Raw genomic sequence first — 11,839 nt, 5'->3', positions numbered from 1 at the left:
GCTGAACAGTATAGCAGAAAATAGCCTACTAAACCAATACTAATCACTTCGTCTTAGCTTTATTAGCAAGTAATTCTGTTAATTGGCTCTTTTCTTCATCTGTTAAAGCACTGCCTTTTTTAAGCAACCTATCTAACTGGGTTTCACTTTGTTGCTTAATTAGCATTAATATGGTGTCTATAAACTCTTTTTCAAGGTTTTCTTCATTGTTAACTAATGGTTCTTCATTTAATAAATTAGCTAATAGCCCCTCTTTATCATAACTAGCTAACTTACCCATCAATTGGAAGTTATTTAAATGAGGCTCTTTAGCTAATAAGGCAATTGTTTTTAACAATAGCTTACCATAACTACCCTCAACCTCTTTAAGATCAATAATATTATCTAATTTAGTTATTAAGATTGGTCGTTGTAATAAGTGGCGTAATGCAAGCATTGCAGGTGCTAATTTAATCTTCTTAGTACCTTTATTAATGGCTATTTCAGGTACAGCACTAACATTATAAGGATTTTTTACAGGTTGTTTTGAAATGGGCTTAATAGCTAATAAATGACTTTGATCTAACCCTGTTAAATCTTCTAGCTTCTGGTACATAAGTGTTTTTAAGCCACTATTGGGCATTTTACTCAATAATGGTGTTACCACAGAGGCAAGGTGAGCCTTTCCCTCCAAGCTATTAGGTGCAGCATCCTCCATTAAATGAGTAAAGAAATAATCCGTCAAGGATTGTGCTTGCTGACTGATACGCGCCCGAAAAGCATCCTCGCCCTCTGCCCGAATTAAACTATCAGGGTCTTCCCCATCAGGTAAAAATAAAAATCTGATCTTTCGACCATCTTGCAAATGAGGCAAGGCAGACTCTAAGGCTCGCCAAGCAGCTTTACGCCCTGCCGTATCACCATCAAAGCAAAATAATATGTTGTTAACAATACGAAATAATCGCTTTACATGCTCCTCTGATGTAGCCGTACCCAGAGTAGCTACGCCATTGGTAAAACCAAACTGAGCCATAGCAATGACATCCATATAGCCTTCTAATACTATAATCTCGTCTAAATGGCGATTATTTTTTCTGACTTCATATAATCCATAAAGCACTTCACTTTTGTGGAAAATAGGTGTTTCTGGGGAGTTAAGGTATTTAGGTTTATCATCTCCTAAAACCCTGCCGCCGAAAGCAATCACCCTACCTTTAGTATCTCGAATAGGGAACATTACCCTATCACGAAAACGATCATAGCGACGACCATTGTCAGCATTTTCTACTACTAAGCCTGCATCTATTAGTAATTTCTGTTGTGCATCATCAGCGTCTAAAGACTTAATAAGATTATTCCACCCTGGCGGCGCAAAACCTAACCCAAAATCACGAGCAATAACTCCAGTTAAGCCTCGTTGTTTAAAATAATCTACAGCTATTTGTTTGGCTGGGTGTGTTCTTAGTGCTTGCTGATAAAACTCGGTAGCTTTTGATAATAAAGAATATAATGGTGAATCAACAGATTGTCGTTGACCTTTGCTTAATGAACTTTCCTCATAAGGAATATCCAGCCCCATCTGCTTAGCTAATACTTCTACTGCTTGAGGAAAATCTAAGTGATCATATTCCATGATAAAACCCAGTGCACTACCAGAAGCACCACAACCAAAACAATAATAAAATTGCTTATCAGGGCTTACAGTAAAGGAAGGTGTTTTTTCATGGTGAAAAGGACAACAAGCTGAGTAGTTTTTACCACTCTTTTTTAGTTGAATACGACTCCCTACCACGTCAACAATATCTGCGCGATTCAATAAGTCATCAATAAAAGATTGTGGTATTAAGCCAGCCATAATGTACTATTTTAACAAATCTGAAAAATAAAAACTCCATCCTAATAGCTAGGATGGAGTTTTTAAGAATTATTAATAAAATTCAAGCTTATAAAGCTTAAATTCTTAATATCAATTAATAATTGTGTTTTGCTGGACGTTGCTCACGCGAAACTTTCTTTGCATGACGCTTAACAGCTGCTGCCTTTTTACGCTTACGTTCAGCCGTAGGTTTTTCATAAAATTCACGACTACGGACATCAGCCAATACACCAGCTTTCTCACAAGCGCGCTTGAAACGACGTAATGCTACATCGAAAGGTTCATTTTCTTTGACTTTAACAGCAGGCATTCAGGTCTTACCTTTAATAAACAGTTAATAATTCGTTGATAAATAGTACTTATAATAAGTACCCAGTTAAATTAAAGTCGCAATACTACTATTTTTTGCTTGGCTAAGCAAGTTTTTCTATATATTTTTTGGCAATGTTTTAAAAAGGAAAAAAATACAGAAACTAAACAATACAATATCTACAAGCAGCATAACTACCGATGACCAATGATGATATCCATCTACCAATAAACTAAAAGATCTTCCTGCAATTAATCCAGTTACAATTACTAGCTCAACATTTAATAAAATATGTATATGTGATTTTGAAAAGCAACCATATATAAATAATGATCCGAGCGCTAAATATACGCCCATAATAGTTCGAAAAATATGTAATTCATTTACATTGACAGAAGCATTGAATAACCTGCTTAAATGTTCTTCTGTGGGTAACCCCACCATTAAACCTGTTACTATAAAAATAATGCCTGATATAACCAAAAAAAACTGAACCGCTTTGTCTTTTATTACAATCATTTACAACTCTATTATTAAATCAAAGGCTATATCAATTCTTCAAAAGCTGATTGATAAGCTGCACATTGCTGTGCTGTTAATAAAAACACTCCATGCCCTCCTTGAGCAAACTCAAACCACATAAAATCTATTTCAGGATATAGCTTTTTAACATGTATTTCACTATTACCAACTTCTACAATCAAAACACCTTGCTCTGTAAGATGATTGGCAGCTTCTGCCAATATTACTTTAACAATATCTAAACCGTCCTCACCAGCCGCTAAACCTAATTCTGGCTCATGCTGAAATTCTGGAGGAATATCTGCCATATCTTCTGCATCAACATAGGGAGGATTACATACAATCAAATCAAAACGTTGATTAGGCAAGCTATCAAAACAATCACCTTGTACGGTATATACCCTATTATCTAAGTGATAGCGCTCAATATTTAAATTAGCTACCTCTAATGCTTCAAATGATAAATCTGCCAATACTACTTCAGCTTTGATAAATTGCTGCGCACAAGCAATACCTATACATCCTGAACCACAGCATAAATCTAAAATACGTTTTGGAGTAGATGTTAGATATGGCTTAAATTGATTTAAGATTAATTCGCCTATAGGGGATCTTGGTATCAACACTCTTTCATCTACATAAAACGGTCGACCGCAAAACCATGCCTCACCTAACAAATAAGCAGTAGGAATTCTTTTTTCAATCCGCTCACTAATTAAACTTCTTAACTCTTCTTGTTCTTCTTGCTCTAAACGACAGTCCAAATAACTATCAGGCAAATCAAACGGTAGACTTAAATAACCTAAAACCAATTGTCGAGCATCATCCCACGCATTATCAGTACCATGCCCAAAAAATAAATCATGTTGGTGAAACTGTGTAACAGACCAACGGATATAATCTCGTATTGTTAACAAATTCGATATTTTAGGTAGCATTTAATACAACCTTTAAATAATAAGCAATGAATAATATAATAGACTAAACCATTCGCTAACACTATTTTTAATAAAAAAATAGCTTTTAATATGCCTTATCAGCTTTTTTACGGTAACATATTCCACCAGTATTGTTATTAGGATTAATTTATGCAAGACCAAATAACCATCATTCGTCCTGATGATTGGCATATTCATCTACGAGATGGTGCTGCATTACAACAAACAGTAAAAGATGCAGCTAACCAATTTGCACGCGCTATTGTAATGCCAAACTTAGTCCCTCCCGTAAAAAATACTCAACAAGCTACAGATTACCAACAACGGATTCTTGCAGCCATCCCTAATGGCAAACACTTTAAACCATTAATGACCCTCTATTTAACAGATAACACTACTATAGAAGATATAAAAACAGCTAAAGCTAGTGGTATTGTCTATGCGGCAAAGCTATATCCAGCTGGCGCCACCACTAATTCCGATTCAGGTGTAACCTCATTAGAAGGTATCTATCCCATATTAGAATGTATGGCTGAACAAGGACTTCCCTTATTATTACATGGTGAAATAACACGTCCCGAAATAGATATATTTGATCGTGAAAAATATTTTATAGATGAACATCTAACTAAATTAGTTAAACAATTTCCTAACCTAAAAATAGTACTAGAGCATATTACTACTCAAGATGCCGTTGAATTTGTAAAACAAACATCCAATAATGTAGCAGCAACTATTACAGCACATCATTTACTTTATAATCGTAATCATATGTTAGTAGGTGGTATTCGACCTCATTATTATTGCTTACCCATTCTAAAACGAAATATACATCAACAAGCACTTATAGCAGCAGCAACCAGTGGTAATCCAAAATTCTTTTTAGGAACAGACTCTGCCCCTCACTCTACTCAAACTAAAGAAGCAACCTGTGGTTGTGCAGGTTGTTATACAGCATTTGCAGCTATTGAGCTTTATACAGAAGCTTTTGATCAAGCAGACGCCCTAGACAAGTTAGAAAACTTTACCAGTTGTTTTGGAGCTAATTTTTACAACTTACCTATTAATAAAGATACAATAACTTTAATACGCAAAAAATGGACTGCACCAAACTCATTACCCTTTGGTGATAACCAACTAACCCCACTACGTGCAGGAGAGGCCATACACTGGCAATATTTGAATGAGAACAACAATGGCAAATGAGTATATGGATAACCATTTCGAGGAAACTAAACAAACAGGGCAAAAACACCCTATGGCACAACGCTTTCGTGGCTATTTGCCGGTTGTAGTTGATGTAGAAACAGGTGGTTTTAATGCTGCAACAGATGCGCTACTCGAAATAGCAGCAACTACCATCAGTATGGATAACAATGGCCTTCTCTATCCAGAACATAGTTATTTCTATCGTATCGAACCTTTTGCAGGGGCCAATATTGAAGCCAGTGCTTTAGAGTTTACCGGTATTAAACTCGACCACCCTCTTCGTATTACCGTAACTGAAGAATTTGCTTTGACTGAAATTTTTCGAGGTATCCGTAAATCATTAAAAGCCAACGATTGTAAACGTGCAATCCTAGTAGGCCATAACAGTAGTTTTGATCTAGGCTTCTTAAATGCAGCGGTTACTCGTACAGATATAAAACGCAATCCTTTTCATCCATTCTCCAGCTTTGATACAGCCACCCTAGCAGGCTTAGCCTATGGCCAAACTGTACTAGCTAAAGCATGTGAGGCTTCTGGTATTGATTTTAATCAAAAAGAAGCCCATTCAGCCCGCTATGATACAGAAAAAACAGCAGAGTTATTCTGTAATATTGTCAATTTATGGAAAGAAATAGGCGGCTGGCAAAATTATTAATTTCTTTACTAAAAAACATATCCTCTAGTGTAAAAACAATAGAGGATTATAAAATCTCACTTATTTTATTGCTTTTAGCACCTTTGCAATAGTGATTTTATATTTACTCTGCAAGAAACTCGTATTAATACCTGCTAATTTCATTTTTAATTCAAGCTTTTCTAACTCTTTAGTTTTTAAAGTAAACGCTTCTGAATCTTCTTCCACTGTTTCCAATAAATCTACTAGCTCTAAAGCACGTTTGCGATCTTCTAGTTCTGGCGGTAAGAAACCTGAATTTTTTAATATACGATAAGCTGCTTTCAGGTGCGGTGGCACATGGCTATCATCATCAATTTCCAAAGGCTTGCCCTGTCCTGGTAAATTATCTAACTCACCTTTTTCAATGGCTTGCAGAATATGCTTTTCTGCCCAATCATCAATAATAGACATAGTGCTTTATTACTGTTGTAAATCCATTAATAAATGCTGGCAATTCGGATAATACCAATCAACCAATTCAGGCCATGCATTGTTAGGATAGTTTACTAAAATAGTATGACTACCTGCATTTTTACCACTGGCCAGATCATGCAGAAAATCGCCTATAATTAACATACTTTCAGGTGCCACTTGCCAAATATCTGCTAACTTCAATAGTCCATCAGGTGATGGTTTTGGTTGTGCTTCATCACGTCCTAGTATAAGTTCTTTAGTAAAATACTTATCTAATCCTATTGCTTGTAGTGTTATATAAGCAAGTTGTTGATCATTTCTGGTTAAAATAGCCAGTTGATAGTCTTGCTCTTTCAAAAACTTAACTAATTCTATAGAGCCCAAAGCAGGCTTAGCATTTTGCGCTAACTCTTTTTCGTGCTCAATTAACCAAGCATTTTTTTCTACTCTTTCTTGCTCAGGCAACATCGCTAGATGAGCAAGAATATCAGCTTCTGGGGGAATACCTAACACTTTGCGAATTGCAGGAAAATCATGAACAGCTTGGGTTAATGTGCCATCCATATCAAATACCCAATATTTGATCACTTTAGGTTTTTTCTGTTTAGTTACCATAAGTATTTCTCTTTTAACAACTTTATTGGTGATAGCTTGTCTATTATCACTTATAATCTGTCGCTCATTGTATCATCACCCTTTTAATAAATAATCGATTTGTTATAACCTTATGTTTTACCTTATTATTGTCACTATCCTATGGGCTTTCTCTTTTAGTCTAATCGGTGAGTATTTAGCAGGCAGTGTCGATAGTTACTTTGCTGTAGTAACTCGTATCTCCTTAGCTGCTTTAGTATTTTTACCTATCACTCAATGGCGTGGTATAGCAAAACCGTTTATTAAAGGCGTAATGATCTGCGGTGCTTTACAGTTTGGCATTACTTACGTCTGTTTATACTTAAGCTTTTCCATGCTCACTGTGCCAGAAGTATTACTATTTACTATTTTAACACCACTGCATATTACATTAATTGATGACTTATTAAATCGCCGCTTTCAACCTTGGGCATTATTAGCTGCTTTAATTGCTGTATTCGGTGCTGGGATTATTCGTTATGATGCCATAAGCCCAAATTTCCTCGTTGGTTTTTTATTATTGCAGATAGCTAATTTTACCTTTGCAGCAGGCCAAGTTTATTATAAATTTTTGATTAACCATTATCCTTCCACAGTGCCTCAATATAAACGTTGGGGCTATTTTTATATTGGTGGTTTTTTTGTCGCCTTCCCTGCCTTTTTATTATTAGGTAATGCCGCTACCATTCCTCAAATAACCCTAGAGCAGTGGAGTATTTTGGCTTGGTTAGGATTTGCCGCCTCTGCATTAGGCATGTATTGGTGGAATAAAGGCGCTTGCCAAGTTGATGCAGGTACATTAGGCATAATGAATAATGCTCTTATTCCAGCAGGTTTAATTGTTAATATTGTTATTTGGAATCATAATGCCGACCTTTTGCGATTAATCCTTGGCGGAATTATTATTGCAAGTTCTCTATGGATTAATAAGTTAGGTAGAAATAGGACTTTATAATGGAACTTTCCAAAAAAGGCATGGCGCTTTCAATACTTGCCTCTGTTTTATTCGCCTGCTTACCTGCTTATTTTTTATGGCTATTACCATTAACTGCAACACAAATCCTCGCACTACGTATTTTTTGGACTTTTTTTGCTTTACTTTTATTATTAGTCATTACTAAACAAACTGCCGTGTTTCAAGCAACAGTTAAGCGATTAACTAGTAATCCTAGGTTAATTCTAGTGTTAGTCCTCTGTGCTGTTATGAGCACAACCCATCAAGGTTTTTTTGTTTGGGGGCCAATTGCTAATATTATGCTTGATGTATCATTAGGCTATTTTTTAGCACCATTAGTATTAGTGATTTGTGGTCGGTTTATTTATAAAGAAACCATGCGTCCTTTGCAACTAATAGCCATTATTTTAGCGGTTATTGGCGTAGCACATCAATTATGGGTGGCACACTCACTGTCTTGGGTAACAGCTATTATCGCTACCACTTATCCATTGTATATTATTTTAAGACGTTGGTTACAAATCCATCCCATTCCAGGCTACTTACTAGAAATGGGCATTATTTTACCTTTGGCTATCGTAACTATTATTTACACAAATCCATTTAGTACTTTACAAGCTAGGCCTGTATTATGGTTACTAGCGCCTGGACTTGGTTTATTAACGGCCATCGCATTAGCCACTTTATTAGCCTCTAGTCGTTTATTGCCTGTAACGCTATTTGGAATACTCAGTTATGTTGAGCCTGCTCTATTATTCGCTTTTGCAATAATTATTTTAAGAGAACCTCTTACCCAAACTGATTTATGGACATATATTCCTATTTGGTTAGCCATTTTATTTGTTATTATAGATAGTTTATTTATATTAAGAAAACAAATGGCTAAAGTTGCAATAACACGCCAGTATACTTAATTATTAATTAATTTAACTCTACTGCTGATATCGTTCATTGCACAAAATAGGATATTAGGTAAAATCAGCAACTATATTTAACAATTGATGGGAAATAAAATATTGTTATGAAAGCTTATTCGCGTTTTTTAGTAGTACTCTTTACTTTACTTTTTTTAACGGCATGTGATCTTTTACCACTTACTAGCCAAAGTATGCCATCTTTTACCAATAATCAAGATACTCCTGAGTACTTAATTGGCCAAGCTAACCAACAATCTAATGCAGAAATAGCTAATCAATACCGATTAATTGCTGCTGATAAATATATAAAAGCGAATAACCTAGAAAAAGCCCAAGCTACTTTAGGGAACTTACAACCTAATCTTAATAAAACCCAGCAAATGATTGCTGATATGCTGAAAGCTAATATTGCTTTAAATAAAAAAGATACTGCAACAGCACTTAATCTGTTAACAAGTAATACTTTCTATCGTTTAGACGAACAAGAAACTTATTTACAAGTGCGTGTGCGCTTATTAAAAGCTACTGCCTTTGAAACGGATGGTAAACCCTTACAAGCTTTACGTGAACGCTCTTATATTTCCTCCTTCTTATCAGGACAAACTGCACAAGACAACCAAGATAATATTTGGCGCTTAGCTATGTCTATACCTTTAGAGGCATTAGAGTCTGCGGCCGATGGTGGTGAAACCGGTGGTTGGTTACAACTGGCTAAAGCAGTGAAAAGTGCTTCGACTTTAGCAGAACAAAAAGAAAATATTAATCAATGGATGGCAGCTAACCCTAATCACCCTGCTGCTAAAAACCCTCCTGCTGAATTAATGACTATCCAAAGCTTAACCACAGAAACCTACACAAAAGTAGCTATTTTACTGCCTCAAAAACAAAAATACGCACAAGCTATTTATAATGGTTTTATCGCTGCATACTACCAAGCAGATAATAAAGATAAGATCACTATTAAAGCTTATGAAAGTAGTGACTTTAAATCTATGGATGCTTTTTATGAACAAGCAAAAAAAGATGGCATGCAGTTAGTTATAGGGCCTATTGAGAAAAACTTTGTTAATGAACTCAGCAAAAAACCTACATTACCTATTACGACATTAGCTTTAAATTATACAGATGGTAATAGCCACCCTCCTCAACTATTCCAATTTGGTTTATTACCAGAAGATGAAGCCAGAGAAGCGGCCATTCGTGCCTTTAGTGATGGACGTAGGCATGCTGTTGCAATAGTTCCTCAAGGGGAATGGGGTAAAAAAGTATTATCTGCTTTCCGTACTCAATGGGAACAATTGGGTGGTGTAATAGATGGTATTCAATATATAGATCGTCCTGTAGATTTAGATGGTCAAATGGTATCCCTTATTGGCAAGTTACCTGGTAATGGCATTAAGAGTACCAGTGAAGATGACAACATGTTATTTATGGTGGCAGAGCCCTCCATTGCACGCCAAATCCGAGCGCTATTAGTTTATCATGATGGTGATAAATTGCCTGTTTATGCCACTTCACATATCTACACAGGTACACCTGATGCAAGCCAAGACAGTGATCTAAATGGTGTATTATTCACCGAAACTCCTTGGTTATTATCAAGCACTGATCCTGTTCAACAAAACATTATTACCCAATGGCCACAAGCTAAAACTAGTTTTGCCAGACTTTATGCACTTGGTGTTGATACATGGCGTTTAACTCCTCGTATTTCAGAATTGAAAGCATTACCTAATAGCCGTGTTGAAGGGCTCTCTGGTGAGTTAACTATTGATAATAATCAACGTGTTACACGCAAACTACCATGGGCAACGTTTAATAAAGGTTTAATTCAACCTGCACCTCAAAATGCCTTATAATGGCCAAACATTTAGTCATTGGCAAAACAGCTGAAGAAATGGCTTTGCAATATTTGCAAAGCCAGCATTTATCGCTTATAACCAAAAATTGGCGATGTAACTATGGTGAAATTGATCTTATTATGACAGATAAACAAACTGTTATATTTATAGAAGTTCGCTATCGTAAACAAGCACTATGGGGAGCGGCAGCTGAAACTATCACCCAAAGTAAACGCCAAAAAGTAATAAAAACGGCTACCTTATTTTTACAGCAAAACAATAGTTTTTCAGCTAAACCTTGTAGATTTGATGTAATTGCCATGACAGGGGAATTAGATAACCCTTCTATTACATGGTTAACTAATGCTTTTTCCTTAACCTAGCATAAAAAGATTTTTAGTATGCAAGAACGTATTCAAGCATTTTTTCAAGAAAGCATTAATACACTTAATCAAGTGGCTAATGTACTTAGTGGCGAAATTGAACAAGCTAGTTTTACTATTGTAAATAGCTTGCTAAATGAAGGAAAAGTATTAAGCTGTGGCAATGGCGAATCAGCTATTAGTGCGCAATACTTTAGCACCAAACTACTCAATCATTTTATCCAAGAACGCCCTAGCCTTCCTTCCATTTCACTAACTAATCATCCAATCACTACAGCTATTGCCAATGATTATGGTTTTTCTGAAATATATTCTAAACAAATTAGAGCATTAGGTAACAATAAAGATATATTATTGGCTATCGCAACTAGCAACAATTCGGCTAATATTATAGAAGCGATACATGCAGCTCATGATAGAGAAATGACAGTTATTGCCTTAACAGGAACTGACTGTACTGCAATTAAAGCCTCGCTATTAGCAAGTGATATTGAGATTTGTGTACCAACCTATAAAATAGTACAAATCCAAGAGGCTCACTTACTGATTATTGATGGTTTGTGCAACCTAATCGATTATCAATTATTTGGAAGCGACTAATGAACAAAAGATACTCTCTACTTACTCTACTAATGTTAGCATTTATAATATCTGGTTGCTCAACAGTAGTTGGCACAACACGTAATAAGCCTGTACAAGATGACTTGGGTACACGTACTTGGGGCGCAAAAATTGATGACTCACTGATTGAAACTAAAGTAGCAGTTAATGTTGCTAAAGCCGACCCTAAGTTAGATGATGATTCACGTATTGTTGTAGTTAGTTTTAATGGTATTGTATTACTCGCAGGGCAAGTACCCAATGCCAATTTAAAACCTATTGCTGTAAAAGCCGCTTCTCAAGGAGTACAAGGAATCAAGCAAGTACATGATGACTTGCAAATAGCTCCTGTAGCTGGTTTCTTAGCCCGTAGCAGCGACTCATGGATAACCAGTAAAGTTAAATCATCCATGACATTTAAAGCTGAAATCCCAGCAAGCCGTATTAAAGTTGTAACTGAAAATGGTATCGTTTATCTATTAGGACTCGTTACCCATAAAGAAGGCAAAGCAGCAGCCGAAGCAGCCAAAGATATTTCTGGTGTACAACGAGTAGTGATGGTTTTTGAGTATATCGATTAGCTAAA

14 protein-coding genes are annotated in these 11,839 nt (G+C 35.9%); 8 read left to right on the top strand and 6 right to left on the bottom strand.

Features of this window, described 5'->3' with window-relative positions; translation table 11 throughout:
* Window positions 1-43: 43 nt before the first annotated feature.
* The 4 genes from dnaG to prmB all read right to left on the bottom strand — a co-directional run bounded on the left by dnaG (window position 44) and on the right by prmB (window position 3,625).
* Window positions 44-1,834, bottom strand: a complete 1,791-nt coding sequence (gene dnaG / locus ACQVD9_RS08615; RefSeq protein WP_264745639.1) for a DNA primase — start codon at window positions 1,832-1,834, stop codon at window positions 44-46.
* A gap of 115 nt (window positions 1,835-1,949) precedes the next feature.
* A complete protein-coding gene (rpsU, locus tag ACQVD9_RS08610) occupies window positions 1,950-2,165 on the bottom strand; it encodes a 30S ribosomal protein S21 (RefSeq protein ID WP_109702367.1) in 216 nt (71 codons plus the stop codon).
* A gap of 117 nt (window positions 2,166-2,282) precedes the next feature.
* Complete coding sequence (locus ACQVD9_RS08605; RefSeq protein ID WP_264745638.1) at window positions 2,283-2,684, bottom strand: DUF4345 domain-containing protein; 402 nt, start codon at window positions 2,682-2,684, stop codon at window positions 2,283-2,285.
* Window positions 2,685-2,710: 26 nt separating this feature from the next.
* Window positions 2,711-3,625: a 50S ribosomal protein L3 N(5)-glutamine methyltransferase gene (prmB, locus tag ACQVD9_RS08600; RefSeq protein ID WP_264745637.1), complete on the bottom strand. Its 915-nt coding sequence runs from the start codon at window positions 3,623-3,625 to the stop codon at window positions 2,711-2,713.
* 150 nt (window positions 3,626-3,775) lie between these two features.
* Here prmB and pyrC point away from each other — a divergent pair, with 150 nt between their 5' ends.
* A complete protein-coding gene (pyrC, locus tag ACQVD9_RS08595; protein ID WP_264745636.1) occupies window positions 3,776-4,831 on the top strand; it encodes a dihydroorotase in 1,056 nt (351 codons plus the stop codon).
* Window positions 4,821-5,489, top strand: a complete 669-nt coding sequence (gene rnt, locus ACQVD9_RS08590) for a ribonuclease T (RefSeq protein WP_264745635.1) — start codon at window positions 4,821-4,823, stop codon at window positions 5,487-5,489. Before pyrC ends, rnt begins: the two co-directional genes overlap by 11 nt.
* 60 nt (window positions 5,490-5,549) lie before the next feature.
* On the opposite strand, the gene ACQVD9_RS08585 is transcribed toward rnt, so the two are convergent.
* Both ACQVD9_RS08585 and ACQVD9_RS08580 read right to left on the bottom strand, forming a co-directional pair.
* Window positions 5,550-5,921, bottom strand: a complete 372-nt coding sequence (locus ACQVD9_RS08585) for a DnaJ family domain-containing protein (protein WP_264745634.1) — start codon at window positions 5,919-5,921, stop codon at window positions 5,550-5,552.
* 9 nt (window positions 5,922-5,930) lie between these two features.
* Complete coding sequence (locus ACQVD9_RS08580; RefSeq protein ID WP_264745633.1) at window positions 5,931-6,539, bottom strand: HAD family hydrolase; 609 nt, start codon at window positions 6,537-6,539, stop codon at window positions 5,931-5,933.
* Window positions 6,540-6,651: 112 nt separating this feature from the next.
* On the opposite strand from ACQVD9_RS08580, the gene ACQVD9_RS08575 reads away from it, so the two are divergent.
* The 6 genes from ACQVD9_RS08575 to ACQVD9_RS08550 all read left to right on the top strand — a co-directional run bounded on the left by ACQVD9_RS08575 (window position 6,652) and on the right by ACQVD9_RS08550 (window position 11,834).
* Window positions 6,652-7,512 (top strand): carboxylate/amino acid/amine transporter, encoded by an 861-nt coding sequence (locus ACQVD9_RS08575; RefSeq protein WP_264745632.1) that lies wholly within the window; start codon window positions 6,652-6,654, stop codon window positions 7,510-7,512.
* Entirely contained in the window at window positions 7,512-8,426 is a 915-nt protein-coding gene (gene rarD, locus ACQVD9_RS08570; RefSeq protein ID WP_264745631.1) for an EamA family transporter RarD, read from the top strand. Before ACQVD9_RS08575 ends, rarD begins: the two co-directional genes overlap by 1 nt.
* A gap of 107 nt (window positions 8,427-8,533) precedes the next feature.
* Entirely contained in the window at window positions 8,534-10,288 is a 1,755-nt protein-coding gene (locus ACQVD9_RS08565; protein ID WP_264745630.1) for a penicillin-binding protein activator, read from the top strand.
* A complete protein-coding gene (locus tag ACQVD9_RS08560) occupies window positions 10,288-10,653 on the top strand; it encodes a YraN family protein (RefSeq protein ID WP_264745629.1) in 366 nt (121 codons plus the stop codon). Before ACQVD9_RS08565 ends, ACQVD9_RS08560 begins: the two co-directional genes overlap by 1 nt.
* 18 nt (window positions 10,654-10,671) lie before the next feature.
* A complete protein-coding gene (locus ACQVD9_RS08555; RefSeq protein ID WP_264745628.1) occupies window positions 10,672-11,253 on the top strand; it encodes an SIS domain-containing protein in 582 nt (193 codons plus the stop codon).
* Window positions 11,253-11,834: a BON domain-containing protein gene (locus tag ACQVD9_RS08550; protein ID WP_264745627.1), complete on the top strand. Its 582-nt coding sequence runs from the start codon at window positions 11,253-11,255 to the stop codon at window positions 11,832-11,834. Before ACQVD9_RS08555 ends, ACQVD9_RS08550 begins: the two co-directional genes overlap by 1 nt.
* Window positions 11,835-11,839 lie beyond the last annotated feature (5 nt).

It is taken from the genome of Entomomonas sp. E7T21 (assembly GCF_058693955.1).
This window is presented reverse-complemented; position numbering and strand designations above follow the sequence as displayed.

Excerpts from the sequence above, each read along its gene's own strand:
- ACQVD9_RS08555 (WP_264745628.1), top strand. The coding sequence starts at position 10,672 with ATGCAAGAACGTATTCAAGCATTTTTTCAAGAAAGCATTAATACACTT.
- prmB (WP_264745637.1), bottom strand. The coding sequence starts at position 3,625 with ATGCTACCTAAAATATCGAATTTGTTAACAATACGAGATTATATCCGT.
- ACQVD9_RS08565 (WP_264745630.1), top strand. The coding sequence starts at position 8,534 with ATGAAAGCTTATTCGCGTTTTTTAGTAGTACTCTTTACTTTACTTTTT.
- rpsU (WP_109702367.1), bottom strand. The coding sequence starts at position 2,165 with ATGCCTGCTGTTAAAGTCAAAGAAAATGAACCTTTCGATGTAGCATTA.
- ACQVD9_RS08575 (WP_264745632.1), top strand. The coding sequence starts at position 6,652 with ATGTTTTACCTTATTATTGTCACTATCCTATGGGCTTTCTCTTTTAGT.
- rarD (WP_264745631.1), top strand. The coding sequence starts at position 7,512 with ATGGAACTTTCCAAAAAAGGCATGGCGCTTTCAATACTTGCCTCTGTT.
- ACQVD9_RS08580 (WP_264745633.1), bottom strand. The coding sequence starts at position 6,539 with ATGGTAACTAAACAGAAAAAACCTAAAGTGATCAAATATTGGGTATTT.
- ACQVD9_RS08585 (WP_264745634.1), bottom strand. The coding sequence starts at position 5,921 with ATGTCTATTATTGATGATTGGGCAGAAAAGCATATTCTGCAAGCCATT.
- ACQVD9_RS08605 (WP_264745638.1), bottom strand. The coding sequence starts at position 2,684 with ATGATTGTAATAAAAGACAAAGCGGTTCAGTTTTTTTTGGTTATATCA.
- ACQVD9_RS08550 (WP_264745627.1), top strand. The coding sequence starts at position 11,253 with ATGAACAAAAGATACTCTCTACTTACTCTACTAATGTTAGCATTTATA.
- ACQVD9_RS08560 (WP_264745629.1), top strand. The coding sequence starts at position 10,288 with ATGGCCAAACATTTAGTCATTGGCAAAACAGCTGAAGAAATGGCTTTG.
- rnt (WP_264745635.1), top strand. The coding sequence starts at position 4,821 with ATGGCAAATGAGTATATGGATAACCATTTCGAGGAAACTAAACAAACA.
- dnaG (WP_264745639.1), bottom strand. The coding sequence starts at position 1,834 with ATGGCTGGCTTAATACCACAATCTTTTATTGATGACTTATTGAATCGC.
- pyrC (WP_264745636.1), top strand. The coding sequence starts at position 3,776 with ATGCAAGACCAAATAACCATCATTCGTCCTGATGATTGGCATATTCAT.